The 18,858-nt window shown below is 71.5% G+C and carries 17 protein-coding genes and 1 pseudogene; 10 read left to right on the forward strand and 8 right to left on the reverse strand.

Translation table 11 applies throughout. The features are described 5' to 3' along the window. Complete coding sequence (locus ACZ4VT_RS11015) at positions 1-738, forward strand: LON peptidase substrate-binding domain-containing protein (RefSeq protein ID WP_467948478.1); 738 nt, start codon at positions 1-3, stop codon at positions 736-738. 10 nt (positions 739-748) lie between these two features. Beyond that, positions 749-1,243, forward strand: coding sequence for a Cys-tRNA(Pro) deacylase (gene ybaK / locus ACZ4VT_RS11020; RefSeq protein ID WP_467948482.1), 495 nt, complete (start codon positions 749-751; stop codon positions 1,241-1,243). Here ybaK and ACZ4VT_RS11025 read toward each other — a convergent pair. The 5 genes from ACZ4VT_RS11025 to ACZ4VT_RS11045 form a co-directional block, all read right to left on the reverse strand. Beyond that, positions 1,240-2,082: a hypothetical protein gene (locus ACZ4VT_RS11025; protein WP_467948484.1), complete on the reverse strand. Its 843-nt coding sequence runs from the start codon at positions 2,080-2,082 to the stop codon at positions 1,240-1,242. The genes ybaK and ACZ4VT_RS11025 overlap by 4 nt on opposite strands. Before the next feature lie 91 nt (positions 2,083-2,173). Further along, entirely contained in the window at positions 2,174-2,815 is a 642-nt protein-coding gene (locus ACZ4VT_RS11030) for a hypothetical protein (RefSeq protein ID WP_467948485.1), read from the reverse strand. A 47-nt stretch (positions 2,816-2,862) separates the two neighbouring features. Next, positions 2,863-3,690, reverse strand: coding sequence for an ABC transporter permease (locus tag ACZ4VT_RS11035; RefSeq protein WP_467948487.1), 828 nt, complete (start codon positions 3,688-3,690; stop codon positions 2,863-2,865). Then, on the reverse strand, positions 3,687-4,721 hold the full coding sequence (locus ACZ4VT_RS11040; RefSeq protein ID WP_467948489.1) for an ABC transporter ATP-binding protein: 1,035 nt from the start codon (positions 4,719-4,721) through the stop codon (positions 3,687-3,689). Before ACZ4VT_RS11040 ends, ACZ4VT_RS11035 begins: the two co-directional genes overlap by 4 nt. 28 nt (positions 4,722-4,749) lie before the next feature. Next, positions 4,750-6,057, reverse strand: a complete 1,308-nt coding sequence (locus ACZ4VT_RS11045) for an NYN domain-containing protein (RefSeq protein WP_467948491.1) — start codon at positions 6,055-6,057, stop codon at positions 4,750-4,752. 219 nt (positions 6,058-6,276) lie between these two features. On the opposite strand from ACZ4VT_RS11045, the gene ACZ4VT_RS11050 reads away from it, so the two are divergent. Continuing rightward, entirely contained in the window at positions 6,277-6,444 is a 168-nt protein-coding gene (locus ACZ4VT_RS11050; protein WP_467948492.1) for a hypothetical protein, read from the forward strand. Between the two features lie 83 nt (positions 6,445-6,527). Here ACZ4VT_RS11050 and dnaE read toward each other — a convergent pair whose 3' ends face one another. Further along, on the reverse strand, positions 6,528-10,070 hold the full coding sequence (gene dnaE / locus ACZ4VT_RS11055) for a DNA polymerase III subunit alpha (RefSeq protein ID WP_467948493.1): 3,543 nt from the start codon (positions 10,068-10,070) through the stop codon (positions 6,528-6,530). Positions 10,071-10,236: 166 nt separating this feature from the next. Here dnaE and ACZ4VT_RS11060 point away from each other — a divergent pair, with 166 nt between their 5' ends. The 5 genes from ACZ4VT_RS11060 (at position 10,237) to ACZ4VT_RS11080 (ending at position 16,147) form a co-directional block, all read left to right on the forward strand. Then, complete coding sequence (locus ACZ4VT_RS11060; protein ID WP_467948494.1) at positions 10,237-11,562, forward strand: DUF2252 domain-containing protein; 1,326 nt, start codon at positions 10,237-10,239, stop codon at positions 11,560-11,562. A 62-nt stretch (positions 11,563-11,624) separates the two neighbouring features. Next, positions 11,625-12,314, forward strand: a complete 690-nt coding sequence (locus ACZ4VT_RS11065; protein ID WP_467948495.1) for a hypothetical protein — start codon at positions 11,625-11,627, stop codon at positions 12,312-12,314. 46 nt (positions 12,315-12,360) lie between these two features. Continuing rightward, positions 12,361-13,155: a DsbA family protein gene (locus ACZ4VT_RS11070; protein WP_467948496.1), complete on the forward strand. Its 795-nt coding sequence runs from the start codon at positions 12,361-12,363 to the stop codon at positions 13,153-13,155. A gap of 129 nt (positions 13,156-13,284) precedes the next feature. Further along, a complete protein-coding gene (locus tag ACZ4VT_RS11075) occupies positions 13,285-14,949 on the forward strand; it encodes an alkaline phosphatase D family protein (RefSeq protein WP_467948498.1) in 1,665 nt (554 codons plus the stop codon). A gap of 244 nt (positions 14,950-15,193) precedes the next feature. Continuing rightward, on the forward strand, positions 15,194-16,147 hold the full coding sequence (locus tag ACZ4VT_RS11080) for a zinc metalloprotease (RefSeq protein ID WP_467948664.1): 954 nt from the start codon (positions 15,194-15,196) through the stop codon (positions 16,145-16,147). Positions 16,148-16,214: 67 nt separating this feature from the next. Here ACZ4VT_RS11080 and ACZ4VT_RS11085 read toward each other — a convergent pair whose 3' ends face one another. Further along, on the reverse strand, positions 16,215-16,784 hold the full coding sequence (locus ACZ4VT_RS11085) for a dienelactone hydrolase family protein (protein ID WP_467948499.1): 570 nt from the start codon (positions 16,782-16,784) through the stop codon (positions 16,215-16,217). Positions 16,785-16,854: 70 nt separating this feature from the next. Between ACZ4VT_RS11085 and ACZ4VT_RS11090 the strand changes: the two genes are divergently transcribed. Next, a complete protein-coding gene (locus ACZ4VT_RS11090) occupies positions 16,855-17,916 on the forward strand; it encodes a mechanosensitive ion channel family protein (RefSeq protein ID WP_467948666.1) in 1,062 nt (353 codons plus the stop codon). Positions 17,917-17,984: 68 nt separating this feature from the next. Beyond that, positions 17,985-18,215, forward strand: a pseudogene (locus tag ACZ4VT_RS11095) (NAD-dependent dehydratase); the annotation flags it as partial. Here the strand turns inward: ACZ4VT_RS11095 and ACZ4VT_RS11100 are convergent. After that, entirely contained in the window at positions 18,212-18,805 is a 594-nt protein-coding gene (locus tag ACZ4VT_RS11100) for a TetR/AcrR family transcriptional regulator (RefSeq protein WP_467948501.1), read from the reverse strand. The pseudogene ACZ4VT_RS11095 and the gene ACZ4VT_RS11100 overlap by 4 nt on opposite strands. Between the last annotated feature and the right edge of the window lie 53 nt (positions 18,806-18,858).

An 18,858-nucleotide genomic window follows, 5' to 3' on the forward strand; every position in this document is an offset into this window, starting at 1 on the left:
GTGACCACCGTTCGCCTGCCCCTCTTTCCGCTGAACTCGGTGCTGTTCCCGGGACTCGTCCTCCCGCTGAACATCTTCGAGGAGCGTTATCGCGCCATGATGCGCGAGCTGCTGAAGACGGCCGAGGAGGAACCGCGCCGGTTCGCGGTCGTCGCGATCCGCGACGGCCGCGAGGTCGCACCGACCGCGCCCGGCCTGCCGGACCAGACGGCCCTGCCCGAGCGCGGGCCCGCGGCGGGCTTCGGCTCCGACCCGATCCAGGCCTTCCACCGGGTGGGCTGCATCGCGGACGCTGCGACGATCCGGGAGCGCGAGGACGGCAGCTTCGAGGTCCTGGCGACCGGCACGACGCGGGTCCGCCTGCTCTCGGTGGACGCGTCCGGCCCCTTCCTGACGGCCGAGCTGGAAGAGCTCCCGGAGGACTCGGGCGACGGCGCCGGGGTCTTGGCGGAGGGGGTGCTGCGGGCGTTCCGCAACTACCAGAAGCGGCTGGCCGGGGCCCGCGAGCGGTCCCTGACGGGCGCGGAACTCCCCGACGAGCCGTCCGTGGTCTCCTACCTGGTGGCAGCGGCGGCGGTGCTGGACATCCCCGCGAAGCAGCGGCTGCTGCAGGCCCCGGACACGGCGACCCGGCTGGCCGAGGAACTGAAACTGCTGCGTGCGGAGACGGCGGTGATCCGCCACCTCCCGTCCCTGCCGGCGGTGGATCTGACCCGCGCCCCGACCAGCCCGAACTGACGGATCGGCGATGGCGAAGAAGACGAAGCCGGCGGCCGGCACCCCGGCGGTCGTCGCCCTCACGGCGGCGGGCGTCCCGTTCACCACGCACGCGTACGAGCACGACCCGGCGCACCCCTCGTACGGTGAGGAGGCGGCGGAGGCGCTCGGCGTCTCGCCCGCGCAGGTGTTCAAGACCCTCGTCGCCGATGTGGACGGGGTCCTGACGGTGGCGGTGGTCCCGGTCTCGGGGTCCCTGGACCTGAAGGCGCTGGCGACGGCGGTCGGCGGCAAGCGGGCCGCGATGGCCGATCCCGCGCTGGCGGAGCGCACCACGGGCTACGTGCGCGGCGGCATCTCGCCGCTGGGGCAGCGCAAGCGGCTGCGCACGGTGCTCGACGCGTCGGCTTCGGGGCACGCCACGATCTGTGTCTCGGCCGGCCGCCGGGGCCTGGAGGTCGAGCTGGCCCCGTCGGACCTGACCGCCCTCACGTCGGCCGTCCTGGCGCCGATCGGCCGTTCCTAAGGCCGTTCGAAGGCCTGGAGCACCCCGCCGAACGAGAAGCACAGGGCGCCGGTGAGCGTCCCCCAGTTGGCGATGCCGGCGTTGACCAGGCCTCCGGTGGCGGGGCGGGTGAAGGCGGCCAGGGCCGAGAGCATGAACAGCACCGACCCGAGCTGGTTCACGGCGACGATCCACCAGCCGAGGCTGCGCGAGCGGAGGCAGGGCCAGGGCCGGTGGCAGATCTCGGCGAACCCCAGGTGCCCCGAGACCAGGAACAGCACGCAGCCGATCACGTCGGGAGTCCAGATCAGCCGGTTGACCTGCTGGACGCTGAGCCCCTGCAGGAACGAGTCCAGCAGGTTGACGCCGAACACGAGCGTTCCGACGAACAGCACGAACGTGCTCAGCCAGTCCACGCGCGTCGGTTCGTACCCCCACCACCTCCAGTCGGCCGTGACCAGCCGGCCGCCTTCCGGGGAGTGGCGGGGCGCGTTCAGCACCTGGAGGAGCGAGACGTATCCCCCGGTGTTGAAGAAGAGACCGCCCGCGAAGTAGATCGCGGCGCTTTCGAGCGCGTCGCCCGAGCCGAACTGGGAGACCGCGGCGCCGAGGGCGAAGAGGGCTCCCCCGATGACGAACGCCCCCGAGGCGAGGGCGTTGAGTTTGCGCAGGCGGCGGAGCGCCTCGGCATCGGCGGAGGTGGTCCGTTCGACGGTCTCCCCCGGGGCGCGGACGGAGAGCACTCCGCGCCTGCGCGCGACCCGCGACTCCCACACCACCGTTTCCCCTTCGGGCCGGTACCAGGTGCGCCGGGTGGTGAACGGTCCTGCGCCTTCGGCGCGCTGCTCGGGCTGTCCCACGGCCCGAGCGTAGTCGTTTCGGCCCCGCCGGCGTTTGAGGCGCGGGGTTCGAGGCGGAGCCGCGAGAGGCGGAGCCGCGAGAGGCGGCGGGTCAGCCGCGCGGGGGCTCGGGGTCGGACTGCGGGGACTGGTGGTAGCCGGACCAGCCGTAGACCGGGACGGGGTCCGGTTCCCGGGGGGCCCACAGGGCCGTGAGGCCCAGGTGGACGAGGACCGCGGCCATCGGCCACGCCAGCAGCGCCCCGTGCGCCAGCAACTGCAGCGGCGCGTCGAACGGCACCCCCTGGCCCGCCTTGGCGGCGGCGGCCGCCAGGTCCGGGGCCGGCCCCAGCCACAGCCCGAACCGCCACCCCACCAGCGCGGCGAAGCAGGAGCCGACGGCGAGCCCGATCACCAGCGGCACGCCGCCGGCCCGGCGCCACAGGAACACGCCGACGGCGCTCAGCACGCCCAGCCCCACCGAGAGCAGGACGAAGGTTCCGTCGGACGCGATCCGCGCCTCGCTCTCGCTGTTGCGCAGGAACACGGACTCCCCGTTGGCGACGTACTGCACGCGCGGCGCCAGCCACACCCACAGCGCGCCGAGGAGCAGGCCGGCCACGCCGATCGCGAGGGCGACGACGGCCGAATCCCGGATGTCCTCGGGGGTGACGGCCCGGACGGTCCCGCCCGGCTTCTCGGGCGGGAGCGAGGGCGGGTCGAAAGGAGACGGCGGGGTCACGGCTTCGGTCACCCCCACATCGTGCCAGGTGCGCCCGGCGGCGGCGTCGGCGGACCGCTTCAGCGGACCGCGGCCCGCCGGTACGCCCAGGTGGCGGCGGCCAGCGAGAGGACTCCGACGGCCGCGCACACACCGAGGTCGAAGGCGACGGCGGCCCAGTCCGGTTCGGGGGCGAAGGTCCGCGCGAACGCCTCCACCCCGTACGTCGACGGCAGCAGGTCCCGCGCCCACACGATCACGTCCGGCATCCGCTCGGGCGGCAGCACTCCCAGCAGCAGCGCCGCCGACATCCCGAGCTGACCGGCGAGCGTGGCCAGCTCCTGCCGCGGCGCCAGCAGTCCCAGTGCCGCGCCGAGCCCGGCCAGCGCGGCCCCGGCCAGCGGCACCACGGCGGCCAGGATCCACAGCCCGCTCATCGGCAGGCCGAAGAGCACGCACCCGAAGACGGCGGTGACCAGCGTCCCGGGCAGCGTGAAGGAGGCGTACGCGGCGGCCGCACCGAGCACCACCGACGCGGGCGGCACCGGCAGGGTGGCGTAGTGGTCGAGCCCGCCGCTCGCCCGCAGCTGCCCGAAGTACTGGGCGAGCAGGTTGAGCGCGACGAAGGCGACGACCAGTACGGAGGAACCCGCGACGACGGCCCGGGCCTCCGAGCCCCCGTCCACCACGCCCCGCATCAGGATCATGATCCCGACGGACTGGAAGGTGGCCACGAAGAGCAGCGGGATCCGTGCCACCCGGGCCCGGGACAGCTGGGCCCGGTACACGGCGGCCAGCGCGGGCAGGAACCGTGCCCGCGGGGCGAGCGGCGCGGGGGCCGGTCCCTCGGCCGGGGCCGGGGCCGGGGCCGGAGTCGGCAGGACGGCGCTTGCCGGACGGTCGCTCACGACTTCACCAGGCCCTTCGTCTTTCCGCCGAGTGCGAGGTACACGTCCTCAAGGCTCGGCGTGGCCAGCGTGAAGTCGTCGAGGGCGGCGAAGGCCGAACCGCCGGTCACCGAGGCGACGGCAGCCCGGGCCTCGTCCGGCGCGAGCCGCAGGACCCAGCGCCGTCCGGATTCGACGGCGTGCTCGCGCAGCGCCGCGACCTCGGGGACGTCCAGGGGAGCGGTCTCCCGCCACACGAGCTCCAGCCGGACCTCGCCCGAGACCTCGGCCTTCAGCCCGGCCGGGGTGTCGCAGGCGATGACCCGGCCCTGGTCGATGACGGCGACCCGGTCGAGGACGGTCTCGGCCTCGATGACGTTGTGGGTGACGAGCAGGACCGTCGCGCCGTGCTGGGCGCGCCGCCGGTCCACGGCGGACCAGACGGCCCGCCGGGCGACGGGGTCCATGCCGGTGGTGGGTTCGTCGAGGACCAGTACGGGCCGCTCCCCCACCAGCGCGGCGGCGAAGCAGGCGAGGCGCCGCTGTCCGCCGGAAAGTTTCTTCAGGGGCCGTCCGGCGATCCCGGTCAGCCCGAGCTCCTCCAGTACGGCGTCGCGGGCGGCCCGCGCCGCCCGTGCGTCGAGCCCGCGCAGCCGCCCGGTGGTCTCGGCGGCCAGCGCCACCGTGAGCTCGTCCAGGGCGGTGGACTCCTGCCCCAGGTAGGCGAGCAGTCGCGAGGCCCGCTCGGGGTGGCGTACGAGGTCGTGGCCGAGCAGGGTGACGGTGCCGGCGTCGGGCCGCATCAGGCCGGTGAGCTGGCGGACCAGGGTGGACTTGCCGGCGCCGTTGGGGCCGAGCAGACCGAAGATCTCGCCGCGCCGCACGTCCAGGGAGATGCCGTCGCTGGCGCGGGTCTCGGGGAGCGCGGGAGCCCCGCGCCGGCCGCGTACGGCGGGATACGTCTTGACCAGGTCACGCACCGCGCAGATCACGTCCGAAGCCGCTCCCACGGCCGCCGTGCCGTTTTCCGCTTTTGCTGTGCCCGTACTCACGAGGGAGCAGCCTACGGGGTTCCCGCCCCTACTCGGCCGCCGGGGTCAGCGGGGCACCGAGCTCACCGGTGCCGGATCCGGGCGCGGCGGCCGGGACGGCGGCCACGTGCTCGGCGGCCGCGCGGACGTCGATCTCGCGCCAGAACCCGGCGCGGATGGCGTAGCGGTCGTGCTCGTCGATCTGGTCGTCCTTGTGCGCGAGCAGCCCGAACCGGGCGGCGTAGCGCAGCAGCTCGCCGTCGATCCGGTGCGGGATGCGCGGGTACATGGTGGCGAGCTTCTGCAGGTGGACGGTCTCGGGGAGCCGTTCCATCCAGCGCCGGGCGAACACCTGCCCCACCTCGAACGGGTCCCCGCCGACGGTGGTGATGTCCTCTTCGCGGTCCGCCCAGCGCTGCTCGGCGCTGGTGAGCTGGGCGAGGGTGGGCAGCGAGGCGGTCTCGGCGGGCTCGCCGAGCGGTCCGGCGCGGTCGATCCAGCCCTTGTCGGAGGACCAGCGCAGGGCGCTGGCGGGGGCCGGTCCGCCGCCGGCCCCGGTCTGCGGTCCGGTTTGCGGGCCGGGGGCGCGCAGGGCTCCGGCGAGGTCCTTGGGCGTGGGTACGGTCTTGCCCCCGGGCGCGGTCGGCGCCGGTACGGGTGCCCCCTCGGTGTCGTCGTCGCCCGTGGCGGCGGCGCCGTTGCGGGCGGCCTCGGCGAGCGCCGCCTCGGGCAGCGGGGCCGAGAGGATGGCGGCGATGTCGGGGCGCGGCGCGGGCGGCGGTGAGCACAGGCCGGTGAGGTCCTTGGCACGGACGGCCCGGGTGATCCAGGCCCGGTCCAGGACGCGGCGTTCGTCGGCTTCGGCGACGAGGTCCTCGGACTGGTTGTAGTCCCCGTCGGCGGCCTGGACGGCCCACAGGTGGACGGCGACCCCGTGTTCCTTGGCGGACATCAGGCCGGGCAGCAGGTCTCCGTCGCCGGTGACCAGGACCACGTCGGAGCAGGCGCGGTTGCGGGCGAGCTCGGTGAGCTCGGCGTGCATGGCGGCGTCGACGCCCTTCTGGGCCCAGCGGCCGTCGCTGCGGGTCAGGGCGCCGAGGCGGACGGTGACGCGGGGCATGACGCGCAGCCGCCGGTGCTCGGGCTGGGGCACCCGGTCGGGCGCGCCGTCGAACCAGTAGATGCGCAGCAGGGGCTGCTCGGTGTCGGCCTCGGCCCGCTCGCGCAGGCCCTGGATGAGGGCGGCATGGTCCACGGTGATCCGGGAGCGGGAGGGCTCCCCGGCGAGAAGGCTGGCGGCGGCGCCCAACAGGTAGCCGGCGTCCACCAGGACGACGCAGCGGTCCACGCGTTCCACCCTCTTCCCTGGGGGTCCTCTGTGTTTCGGCGGGTGCCCCGAGTCTGCCCGACCTCAAGGGTGTTGAAGGCCGGAACTCGATCATCGGCGTGGCGGATCTCACGGAGGGGCCGGGAACCGCACCCGGCTACGCGCAGTAATGATCCAAAATGCGCGGTTTCGGGCGCTGTGTGAGTGTGAAGGCGGTCCTGGCCCCTAGACCCTCACGGAGGTTCCACCATGGCCAAGAACAAGAATCAGAAGCAGCCGTCGAAGCAGCAGCAGGCCCGCTCTTCGCAGGACCCGTCGAAGGGCTCGATGGACAGCCCGGCCGAATCGGTGAACCCGTCGCCGAGTCCGATGGACCTGGCGCACAAGAGCAAGCAGAAGAAGTTCGGCCACAACTGACGCCGCACGACGTGAGGTGACGGAAGGGCCCGCCCGATGCCGGGCGGGCCCTTCCGTGCGTACGGCGCCGGTGGGCGAGGTTGCTATCCGGCCAGGCAGGACGGCCCGAGCAGCACCTTGAGGTCGCCGAAGAGGGCCGGGTCGGGCTGCACGCGGTGCTTGTCGAGGCGCAGCACGGTGGTGGTCCGCGGTCCCTGGAGCTTGATCCGCACCTCCGTGTTGCCCTTGTGGTGGCGCAGGATCTCCCCCAGACGGGTCACCATCGGCGGTGTGACCTTGACCGTGGGGATGGTGAGGACCACCGGGGCGTTGGTGCCGGCCGAGGTGAGGTCGGGGACCATCATCTCCATGGCGACCAGACGGGGGACGTCCTCGCGCTTGTCGAGGCGGCCCTTGACGAAGACGACGGTGTCCTCGACCAGCTGGGTGGAGACGAGCTGGTAGGTCGCGGGGAAGAACATGCATTCGATGGAACCGGCCAGGTCCTCGACGGTGGCGATGGCCCAGGCGTTGCCCTGCTTGGTCATCTTGCGCTGGAGGCCCGAGATGATGCCGCCGATGGTGACGACGGCGCCGTCGGAGTGCTCGCCGCCGGTCAGCTGGGAGATTCCGGCGTCCGTCTTGTCGGAGAGCACGTGCTCCAGGCCGAAGAGCGGGTGGTCGGAGACGTAGAGGCCGAGCATCTCGCGCTCCTGCGCGAGCAGGTAGGACTTCTCCCACTCGACGTCGGAGAACTCCACGTCGAGGCCGAAGCCGGGCTCGTCACCCGCGCCCTCGTCACCCATTGCGCCGAAGAGGTCGAACTGCCCCTCGGCCTCCTTGCGCTTCACCGCGACCACGTTGTCGATCATCGGCTCGTGGTGGGCGACCAGGCCCTTGCGGGTGTGGCCCATCTCGTCGAAGGCGCCGGCCTTGATCAGCGACTCGACGGTCCGCTTGTTGCAGACCACGGCCTCGACCTTGTCCAGGAAGTCGGGGAAGGTGGAGAACTTCCCCTTGGCCTTCCGGGTCTTGATGATCGACTCGACGACGTTCTGGCCGACGTTGCGCACCGCGGTGAGGCCGAAGAGGATCACGTCGTCGCCCTGGGCGGCGAAGTTCGGCTCGGACTCGTTCACGTTCGGCGGGAGCACCTTGATGCCCATGCGCCGGCACTCGTTCAGGTAGATCGCGGACTTGTCCTTGTCGTCCTTGACCGAGGTGAGGAGCCCCGCCATGTACTCGGCCGGGAAGTTCGCCTTGAGGTAGGCGGTCCAGTAGGAGACCAGGCCGTACGCGGCCGAGTGGGCCTTGTTGAAGGCGTAGCCGGCGAAGGGGACCAGGACGTCCCACAGGGCCTGGATGGCCTTGTCGTTGTAGCCGTTCTTCCGGGCGCCCTCCTGGAAGATGGTGAAGTTCTTCGCCAGTTCCTCGGGCTTCTTCTTGCCCATCACGCGGCGCAGGATGTCGGCCTCGCCGAGCGAGTACCCGGCGATGATCTGGGCGGCCTTCTGCACCTGCTCCTGGTACACGATCAGGCCGTAGGTGACCGCGAGCACCTCTTCGAGGGGCTTCTCCAGGTCCGGGTGGATCGGGGTGATCTCCTGCTGCTTGTTCTTGCGCAGGGCGTAGTTCGTGTGCGAGTTCATGCCCATCGGGCCCGGCCGGTACAGGGCCGAGACGGCGGAGATGTCCTCGAAGTTGTCGGGCTTCATCAGGCGCAGCAGGGAGCGCATGGGCCCGCCGTCGAACTGGAAGACGCCGAGGGTGTCACCGCGGCCGAGCAGTTCGAAGGTCTTGGGGTCGTCGAGCGGGAGGGCCAGGAGATCGATGTCGATCCCCTTGTTGGCCTTCACCATCTTGACGGCGTCGTCCATGATCGTGAGGTTGCGAAGGCCGAGGAAGTCCATCTTCAGCAGGCCGAGCGACTCGCAGCTCGGGTAGTCCCACTGGGTGATGGTGACGCCGTCGGTGTGCCGCACCCAGACGGGTACGTGGTCGGTGATCGTCTCGCTGGACATGATCACGCCGGCGGCGTGCACGCCCATCTGGCGGACCAGGCCCTCGACGCCGCGCGCGGTGTCGATGACCTTCTTGACGTCCGGCTCGTTCTCGTACATCCCGCGGATCTCGCCGGCCTCGCCGTAGCGCGGGTGCTGCGGGTCGAGGATGCCGGAGAGGGGGATGCCCTTGCCGAGGACGTCGGCGGGCATGGCCTTGGTGAGCCGGTCGCCCATGGCGTACGGGTAGCCGAGGACGCGGGCGGAGTCCTTGATCGCGTTCTTGGCCTTGATGGTGCCGTAGGTGCCGATCATGGCCACCTTGTCCTGGCCGTACTTCTCGGTCACGTACCGGATCACCTCGACGCGCCTGCGCTCGTCGAAGTCGATGTCGACATCGGGCATGGAGACGCGCTCGGGGTTCAGGAAACGCTCGAAGATCAGACCGTGGGTGAGCGGGTCGAGGTCGGTGATGCCCATGGCGTACGCGACGATCGAGCCGGCCGCGGAGCCTCGGCCGGGGCCCACCGCGATGCCCTGGTTCTTGGCCCACATGATGAAGTCGGCGACCACGAGGAAGTAGCCGGGGAAGCCCATCGAGATGATGGTGTCCATCTCGTACTCGGCCTGCTTCATCCGGTCTTCCGGGATGCCTCCCGGGTAGCGGCGGTGCATGCCGCGCATGGTCTCCTCGCGGAACCAGCTGACCTCGGTGTGGCCGTCCGGGATGTCGAACTTCGGCATCAGGTTCCGGAACGTGAACATGCCCTCGGTGTCGACCTGGTCCGCGACCAGCTTCGTGTTGGCGCAGCCCTCCTGCCAGGCGTCCGAGGAGTCGATGGCGTACATCTCGTCGGTCGACTTCAGGTAGTAGCCGGTGCCGTCGAAGCGGAAGCGGTCCGGGTCCGAGAGGTTCTTGCCGGTCTGGATGCAGAGCAGGGCGTCGTGGGCGCCGGCCTCGCTGGCGTACGTGTAGTGGGAGTCGTTCGTCACCAGCGGCGGGATGCCGAGCTTCTTGCCGATCTCCAGCAGGCCGTCGCGGACCCGGCGCTCGATCTCGATGCCGTGGTCCATCAGCTCCAGGAAGTACCGGTCCCTGCCGAAGATGTCCTGGTACTCGGAGGCGGACTTCAGGGCCTCGTCGAACTGGCCGAGGCGAAGGCGCGTCTGGAGCTCGCCGGAGGGGCAGCCGGTGGAGGCGATGAGCCCCTCCGACCACTTGGAGATGGTCTCCTTGTCCATGCGCGGCCACTTGGTCAGCCAGCCCTCGGCGTAGGCGTCGGAGGACAGCCGGAAGAGGTTGTGCAGGCCGGTGGCGTTGGCCGCCCAGATCGTCTTGTGGGTGTAACCACCGGAACCGGAGACGTCGTCGCGCTTCTGGTGGGGCTGGCCCCACTGGATGCGGCGCTTGTTGCGCCGGGACTCGGGGGCGACGTACGCCTCGATGCCGATGATCGGCGTGATGCCGGCCTTCTGGGCCGTGTGGAAGAAGTCGTAGGCCCCGTGCAGGTTGCCGTGGTCGGACATGGCGATGTGCGTCATGCCCATCTCGTTGCACGCGTTGAACATGTCCTTCAGCCGCGCGGCACCGTCCAGCAGCGAATACTGGGTGTGGACGTGCAGGTGCGTGAACGGCGGCTTGGTCACGGTGTGAGTCCTCCGGAGGGGAGAGAGGGGGCAGCTCTGAATCCTACGTCGACCGGGTGACAGTTCACGGGCACCGACGGGTACGGTCGTGCGTTGCAGAACCAAGGACACCTGTCCGGAATGCGATCGACACCGATCCGCCCCGCACCACCAGGAGGCACCCGCCATGGCGGTTCCCGAGACGACAGACGAGCAGCGCGCCGAGCAGATCCTCGACGTGTTCGACACCGCCTTCGGTGAGCTGCTCGCCGCCGACCCCGCTGCCTTCCAGGTGAAGTTCCGGAAGATGGCGGCCTCGGCCTTCGCCTTCTACCGGGGCACGGCCTGCCTCTTCTACTCCGACCTGGAGCGGGAGCGGCACGGCGGCCCGTACCTGGACGAGCGGACGGGCCGGGTGTGGATCCACGGCGATCTGCACGCCGAGAACTTCGGCACGTACATGGACTCCAACGGCCGGCTGATCTTCAACGTCAACGACTTCGACGAGGCCTACGTCGGCCCCTTCACCTGGGACCTGAAGCGCTTCGCGGCCTCCGTCGCCCTGATCGGCTACACCAAGGCGCTCAGCGACGACCAGATAAGCGGGCTGGTGCGGACCTATGCCGGCGCCTACCGGGAGCGGATCCACCGGCTCGCGGCGGGGGCCAAGCAAGAGGAGGTGCCCTCCTTCACCCTGGACACCGCCGAGGGCCCGCTGCTGGACGCGCTGCGCTCGGCCCGCTCCCGCACCCGTTTCTCCCTGCTGGACTCCATGACGGGGATAAGGGACTACGAGCGCCGCTTCACCGCCGGCGGGGGCTCCATCGAGCTGGACGCCGCCACCCGCTACAAGGTGCTGGCCGCCTTCGACGGGTACCTGGAGACCCTCCCCGACGAGTCCCTCGTACGGCCCGACTCCTACCGGGTCAAGGACGTGGTGGGACGCCGGGGCGTCGGCATCGGCTCGGCGGGCCTGCCCTCCTACAACATCCTGCTGGAGGGGCACAGCGACGCCCTGGAGAACGACGTCGTCATCTACCTCAAGCAGGCGCAGACCCCCGCGGTGTCCCGGCACATCACGGACCGGGCGGTGCGGGAGTACTTCCGGCACGAGGGGCACCGCACGGTGATCTCCCAGCGCGCCCTCCAGGCCCACGCCGACCCGTGGCTGGGCTGGACCGAGCTGGGCGGGGCCGGGCAGCTGGTGGCCGAGGTCTCCCCGTACGCGGTGGACCTGGACTGGTCGGACCTGGACGACCCGGAGGAGATCGCGGCCGTGGTCGCGGACCTGGGCCGGGCGACGGCGACCATGCACGCGGCGGCCGACGAGGCCGAGAGCGGGCACTCCCTGGTCCCGTTCTCCACCGAGCGGGCCATCGACGCGGCGATCGCGGCCGACGAGGAGGGCTTCGCGGAGCTGCTCGTGGACTTCGCCCACGCGTACGGCGCCCGGGCCCGCGCCGACCACCAGATCTTCGTCGATCTCTTCCGCAACGGGCGTCTGACCTCGTAGTTCGTACGCGTGGCCGGGGCCGGGACGCCGCTTTCACAGGTACGCATGGCAGACTCGCGACGATGGACATCTCAGGAGTGGGGCCTCGGGGGCTGCGTGCCGCGCTGTTCAGCGCGCTCGTCGTGCTGCTCTCGGCGGGCTCGCACGTCCTCATGTCCCGCGTCCCGCTGCCGCCCGCGCTGGTGGGCGGGGCCTTCGCCGCCGTGTTCGTGATCGCCTACGCGCTCGCGGGCCGCGAACGGGGCTTCGGCCCCATCGCCGGGCTGCTCGTTCCGCTGGAACTGGCCGCCGACACCGTCTTCACCGCCGGACAGCACCTCTGCTACGGCCCGGCCGGCGGCCCTGTCTCGGGTCCGCTGCGCGCGATGGGCCTGGACGGGCTGTGCGGGGGCGCGCCCGTGGGCGGACCGCTGACCGAGGTGGCGGGGCCCGTCACCGATCCGGCCGCGCTGCTGGCGGCGCCCGGGCCGTGGACGCCCTGGCTGCTGCTCGGCGCCCACGTCTCGGTCGGGCTGCTCGCCGCCGCGTGGCTGCGCCACGGCGAGCGGGCCCTGGGACAGCTGCTGCGCGCGGTGGCCGCGTTCGCGTTCCGGCCGCTGGTGCTGGTGGCGGCCTCGGTGGCGGCCGCCTCCCGCCCGGCGCGGCGGCTGCCGCGGCCGGGCCGCGCGGGCACCGGGGCCCGTACGCGATTCCCCGCACACTCCGTGGGCCGGCGGGGACCTCCCGTGCTCGGCGCGCTCGCACGCGCCTGACGCACGTAGCAGTCCCTTCGACACGTCACACCCCACGGAGATCACGATGAGTTCACGCAACAGCCAGGCGAACAAGGCAGCGGCCCGCGAGCGGCTGCGCGCCGAGCGCGAGGCCCAGGCCAAGAAGGACAAGGTGCGCCGCCAGGTGATCGTGGCGGGCGCCGTCGTCGCCGGGCTCGGCCTGATCGGCGCCATCAGCTACGCGGTCGTGCAGGCCAACCAGCCCGACCACTGGGAGAAGGCCGCCAAGGCCGAGCTGGTCAAGCCGAAGAACACCGAGGGCGAGGACGGCACCACGGTCGTCATCGGCAAGCCCGAGGCCAAGAAGACGCTGGAGCTGTACGAGGACTCGCGCTGCCCGGCCTGCGCCGGCTTCGAGCAGGCGGCCGGCGAGCAGATCAAGAAGGACGTGGACGCGGGCAAGTACAAGCTCCAGTACTTCGGCGCCACCTTCATCGACAACGCCGTCAAGGGCGAGGGCTCGAAGAACGCGCTGAGCGCGCTGGGCGCGGCGCTGAACGTCAGCCCGCAGGCCTTCCTCGACTACAAGGCCGCGCTGTACTCCAAGGAGCAGCACCCGGAGGAGACCGTCGACAGCTTCGCCAAGGACGAGTACCTGCTGAAGGTCGCGGACACGGTCCCGGCGCTCAAGGGCAACGCCGAGTTCAAGAAGGCCGTCGAGGACGGCACCTACGACCGGTGGGCCATGGACATGTCGAAGGCCTTCGACAAGTCCGGTGTGACGGGGACCCCGACGCTGAAGATGGACGGCAAGAAGATCGACACCCCGCAGACGGCGGAGCTGTTCACGGCGGCGATCGACAAGGCCCTGCAGGGCTGATCCCCGGACATTCCGGGGCACGCCTCCCGGAAGGCCGCGCCATCGGGCGGGCGAACTCCCAGAGTTCGCCCGCCCGTTGCATTCCGACGTCTGTTCCATCGGGCGTACCCGTCGGTAATGTGACCCGTCGTGACCAGTCATCTCATCCCTTCCCAGACCGCGGCGACTCCCCGTCGCCGTACGGTCGTTCTCGCCGCCGCGGCCACGGCCGCGCTGGCCCCGCTGACCTCGCTCGGCGCCTCGGCGGCCCACGCGGCGACGCAGGCCGCGCCCGCCTTCCTGCACGGCGTCGCCTCGGGCGACCCGCTGCCCGACGGGGTCCTGCTGTGGACCCGTGTCACTCCGACCCCGGAGGCCGTGCCCGGCTCCGGCCTCGGCCCGGCCACCCAGGTCGGCTGGGAGGTGGCCTCCGACCAGGCCTTCTCCCGGATCGTCGGCTCCGGCACCGTCACCGCGAGCGCCGCCGGCGACCACACCGTCAAGGTGGACGTGCGCGGGCTCCAGCCGCAGACGCCCTACTGGTACCGGTTCACCGCCGGCACCACCGTCTCCCCGGTCGGGCGCACGCTGACCACCCCGGGCCACGACGTGACGACCTCCGGGGTCCGCTTCGGCGTGGTCTCCTGCTCCAACTGGGAGGCCGGCTACTTCTCCGCGTACCGCCACCTCGCCGCCCGCACCGATCTGCACGCGATCCTGCACCTGGGCGACTACCTCTACGAGTACCAGACCGGGGGGTACCCGGAGGCGAAGTACGTCGTGCGCCGGCACGAGCCGAAGCACGAGATCGTCTCGCTGGCCGACTACCGCACGCGGCACGGCACGTACAAGACGGACGGCGACCTGCAGGCGCTGCACCACGCGCACCCGGTCATCGCCATCTGGGACGACCACGAGTTCGCGAACGACATGTGGGCCGGCGGCGCCGAGAACCACACGCCGGGCGCCGAGGGCGAGTGGGCGGCCCGCGCGGCCGCCGCCAAGCAGGCGTACTTCGAGTGGATGCCCGTACGCGCCTCCATCGCGGGCACCGTCTACCGGCGGCTGCGCTTCGGCACCCTCGCCGATCTGCACCTGCTGGACCTGCGCTCCTTCCGCTCGCAGCAGGCCAAGGTGGGCAGCGGCACGGTGGACGACCCGGAGCGCACGCTCACCGGGCGCGCCCAGCTGGACTGGCTCAAGTCGGGCCTCGCGGGCTCGAACGCGACCTGGAAGCTGGTCGGCACCTCGGTGATGATCTCGCCGGTGGCCTTCGGATCGCTGCCCGCGCACCTGCTGAAGCCGCTGGCGAAGCTGCTCGGCCTGCCCGAGGGCGGCATAGCGGTCAACGTGGACCAGTGGGACGGGTACACCGACGACCGCAAGGAGCTGCTGGGCCACCTCAAGGACCGGAACGTCAAGAACACCGTGTTCCTGACCGGTGACATCCACATGGCCTGGGCGAACGAGGTCCCGGTGAACATGGCCACGTACCCGGGCTCGGGGACCGCCGCGACCGAGTTCGTCGTCACCTCGGTGACCTCCGACAACATCGACGACATCCTGCACGTGCCCGCGGACACCGCCTCGCTCGTCGCCGAGACGGCCGTCAAGGCCGCGAACTGGCACGTGAAGTGGCTCGACATGGACGCGCACGGCTACGGCGTGCTGGACGTGACGGCGGAGCGCTCGCAGATGGACTACTACGTGGTCTCCGACAAGCGGCGGCAGGACGCCACGACCTCGTGGGCCCGCTCGTACCGGACCCTGAACGGGACGCAGAAGGTGGAGCGGGCGTACCAGCCCGTCCACTGACCCATCTGATTGACCGTCAATCATCCCGTCACATGGGGCGCCTGGTTCATACCAGGTGCCCCATGTGCGTTTCCGGCAACAAATCTTTTACGCAAGACACTTGACCTGAATATGTCATGCACACATAAGCTTCGCGCCAGCTGAAGAAGATCCTTCAGGCCATCACCCCCCACCACCCCCCCACCCGCGAGGAGCACACGTGCGCGCGATTGCCCGCATATCCCCCCTTCTTCGCCGCCGCCTGATGGGCACGGCGGTTCTGGCCGGAACCCTGGCCTTCACCCCGCTCGCGGCCCCCACCACGCTCGCGGCAGCCAAGACCCCCGCCGAGCAGTGCGCCGAACAGCCCGCCGCCGGCGGCGCCGCCAACGCCCGCGTGACGCGCGCGCACGACGAGCACGCGGACGAGCCCAACGAGGTCACCGACGCCCAGGCGAAGGCCATGGACGCCGACCTCAAGGCCAAGCTGGACAAGGCCCTCAAGAACCAGCCGCAGCGGAGCCTCAGCGCCGCCGAGGCCGTCATCAACATCCCGGTGTACTTCCACGTCGTGCACTCCGGCACCACGGGCAAGCTGTCGGCCACGGACGTCAACAGCCAGCTGTCGGTGCTCAACGCGGCCTACGGCGGCCAGGGCACCGGCAACGTCAACACGAACTTCCAGTTCACCCTGGCGTCCACCGATTACACGGACAACGCCTCCTGGTACAACCTGGCCTCCGGCTCCCAGGCCGAGAAGGACATGAAGAACACCCTGCGCAAGGGCGGCCCGGGCGCGCTCAACTTCTACACCGCCAAGCTCTCCGGCGGCCTGCTGGGCTGGGCGACCTTCCCGACCTCGTACAACTCCGCCCCCAAGATGGACGGCGTGGTCGTGCTGGACAGCTCGCTGCCCGGCGGCTCCGCGGCCAACTACAACGAGGGTGACACCGCGACCCACGAGGTCGGCCACTGGCTGGGGCTCTACCACACCTTCCAGGGCGGCTGTAACGGCAACGGCGACTACGTCTCCGACACCCCGGCCGAGAAGAGCGCCGCGTACGAGTGCCCGACCGGGCGCGACAGCTGCGCGAGCAAGCCGGGCGCCGACCCGATCCGCAACTTCATGGACTACACGTACGACTCCTGCATGTACCAGTTCACCGCCGGCCAGGTGGCCCGCATGAGCAGCAGCTGGACCGCGTACCGCGCCGGCTGATCCCCCTGCCACGACGAAGGGCACGGCCCGGCATCCGCCGGACCGTGCCCTTTCCCGTCCTCCCCGCCTACAGGCTGTCGAGGAAGCCGATCGCGACCTTCCACAACTGCTCGGCGGCCTCCGCGTCGTAGTCGTCCAGGTCCGGGTCGGTGAACAGGTGCCCGGCACCCGGGTAGCTGTGGACCTCCACGTCCGCCCCGGCCCGCTGCATCCGCAGGTACCAGGCCGTCAGCCAGTCGTGCGGCTCGAAGGGATCCGGGTCCGCGATGTGCAGCTGCACCGGCAGCTCGTCCACCGAGGCGTCCTCCTCCAGGTCCGCCGTCCCGTGCAGGAGCAGCAGCCCGCGCGCCTTCTCGTCGGCCATCGCCAGGTGCTGGGCGACGGAGCCGCCGAAGGAGAAGCCCGCGTAGACCAGGCCCTCGTCGGAGTGGGGGGCGGAGGCCAGCACCGCGCGCTTCAGCAGCTCGTCACGGCCGATCTCGTCCCGGTGGGCCATGCCCTCCTCGACGGTCTCGAAGGCGCGTCCCTCGAAGAGATCCGGCACCTGGACCTGGTGCCCGGCCGCGCGCAGCCGGTCGGCCGCCGCGTGCACCGCGGGCCGCAGCCCGTACGTCGAGTGGAAAAGCACGATGTTCATGCCTCCATCGTGCCAGCCCCCGAACCGAAGGTGCCCGCGGACCGCTTCCCGCTACGTTCCTCCCATGGAGATGGAGAACTTCCTTCGCCCCGCCCTCGTCATCGGCGGCGCGCTGGTCGCCACCCTGATCGCGGGCCGGCTGCTGGACCTGCTGCTGCGCCGGGCCGACGCCCGGCACACCGAGACCCCGCTGTGGGGCCTGCTGCGCTGCTGCCGGCTGCCCTTCCAGGTGGTGCTCTGCGCCTCGCTGCTCAGGGGCTCCTACCGGTGGGCGGGCGTCCTCCCCGACCACCCCTTCGGCGTCGGCCGCTTCCTCACGCTGGTGCTGATCGCCTCCGTGGCCTGGCTGGCGGTGCGCATCGCGACGGCCGCCGTGGACTCGACGTACGCGCGCTACGCGGCGGTGACCGAGGACGACGCCCGGGTCCGCCGGGTCCGCACCCAGGTCACGCTGATCCAGCGGGTGGTGACGGCGGTGGTGGTCGTGGTCGCCGCGGCGGCGATGCTGCTGACCTTCCCGCCGATGCGGACGTTCGGCGCCTCGATGCTGGCCTCCGCGGGCGTCCTCGGCATCGTGGCGGGCATCGCCGCGCAGGCCGCGCTCGGCAATCTCTTCGCCGGCCTGCAGATCGCCTTCGGCGACACCGTCCGCATCGGCGACACGGTGGTCGTCGACAAGGAATGGGGCCGCGTCGAGGAGATCACCCTGACCTTCCTCACCGTCCGCACCTGGGACGAACGCCGCATCACGATGCCGGTCTCGTACTTCACGAGCAAGCCCTACGAGAACTGGTCGCGCGGCGGCGCGCAGATGACCGGCACGGTCTTCTGGCACCTGGACCACAGCGCACCGCTCGACCTGATGCGGGAGCAGCTCCAGGAGATCCTGAGGGACCTCCCGGAGTGGGACGGCCGCGGCGGCGGCCTGGCCGTGACGGACACCACACCGCACACGGTCCAGGTCCGCGCGGTGGTCACGGCGAAGGACTCGGACGACCTGTGGACCCTGCGCTGCGCGGTCCGCGAACGCCTGATCAACTGGCTCGTCACCCACCACCCCTACGCCCTCCCCCGCGTCGCCACGGCCGAAGCCACCCCCAGGCCGGACGATTCCGGCCCCACCGGCGTTTGAGGCGCGGGGTCCGGGGCGGAGCCCCGGGAAGCGGCGCTCGGCCATGGTCAGAACGTCAGCCGGAATACCTGGCCCGGGCGCTGATCACCGCCTCCGGCCAGGACGCGGAGGTGGTGGTCGACCCCTCCCGCCTGCGCCCCTCCGGCAGCGAGGTCCACCGGCTGCTCTCGGACAACTCCCGCGCCCGCGACTGGGCGGGCTGGCAGCCCGAGGTCTCCCTGGCCGAAGGGCTGCGCCGCACCTCGGACTGGATCGCGGCGAACCCGCACCTCTTCGCCCCGGACCGCTACCAGGTCTAGGGAGGCCCGGTCTGGAGGAGGGCGGCCGCGCACTCCTCGGCGAGGTCCTCGGCGTGCGGCGGCAGCGGACCGCCGGCGCGCAGGTGCCGGCGGACGACCGAGAGCGGCAGGTCGATCAGGGCGAGGGTGACGCGGTCCCGGCCCTGGGGGTCGCTCGCGCCGAGGGAGTCGGCGAGGGTACCGAGGGCGGCGTACACGCGCTGGTTGCCGGAGTCGGCCCGCCGGGTGTGCTCCTCGGACCAGTCGGCGCGGCCGAACTCCGCGGGTCCGTACAGCAGGAGGGCGGCCTCCTCCTGGTGGGCGCGGCTCCACGCCACGACGTGCCGGGCCGCCGCGCGGGCGGCCCTGCGGGGGTCGGGGTCGCTGTGGAGGGTGGCGAAGTAGCCCTCCTGGAACCGCTCGACGCTGCGCAGCCACACCTCGGCGAGCAGGGCCGGGCGCCCGGTGAAGCGGTGGTACATGGAGCCGCTCGGTGCGCCGACCGCCTGGGCGACGGCGGACATGGTCACGCCGCCCGGTCCGGCGGAGGCCGCCAGCCGGACGGCGGCGTCGAGGATCTGGTCGGTGTCGAAGCGGGGTGGTCTCGCCATGAATCAGAGAGTACCCTCCAGATTATTAGAGACACCTCTCTAATAATCTGAGG

Source organism: Streptomyces sp. NPDC029164 (assembly GCF_055563995.1).

Coding starts and splice junctions, on each gene's coding strand:
- ACZ4VT_RS11070 (WP_467948496.1), top strand. CDS start 12,361: ATGAGTTCACGCAACAGCCAGGCGAACAAGGCAGCGGCCCGCGAGCGG.
- ACZ4VT_RS11060 (WP_467948494.1), top strand. CDS start 10,237: ATGGCGGTTCCCGAGACGACAGACGAGCAGCGCGCCGAGCAGATCCTC.
- ybaK (WP_467948482.1), top strand. CDS start 749: ATGGCGAAGAAGACGAAGCCGGCGGCCGGCACCCCGGCGGTCGTCGCC.
- ACZ4VT_RS11080 (WP_467948664.1), top strand. CDS start 15,194: ATGGGCACGGCGGTTCTGGCCGGAACCCTGGCCTTCACCCCGCTCGCG.
- ACZ4VT_RS11100 (WP_467948501.1), bottom strand. CDS start 18,805: ATGGCGAGACCACCCCGCTTCGACACCGACCAGATCCTCGACGCCGCC.
- ACZ4VT_RS11085 (WP_467948499.1), bottom strand. CDS start 16,784: ATGAACATCGTGCTTTTCCACTCGACGTACGGGCTGCGGCCCGCGGTG.
- ACZ4VT_RS11050 (WP_467948492.1), top strand. CDS start 6,277: ATGGCCAAGAACAAGAATCAGAAGCAGCCGTCGAAGCAGCAGCAGGCC.
- ACZ4VT_RS11065 (WP_467948495.1), top strand. CDS start 11,625: ATGGACATCTCAGGAGTGGGGCCTCGGGGGCTGCGTGCCGCGCTGTTC.
- ACZ4VT_RS11090 (WP_467948666.1), top strand. CDS start 16,855: ATGGAGAACTTCCTTCGCCCCGCCCTCGTCATCGGCGGCGCGCTGGTC.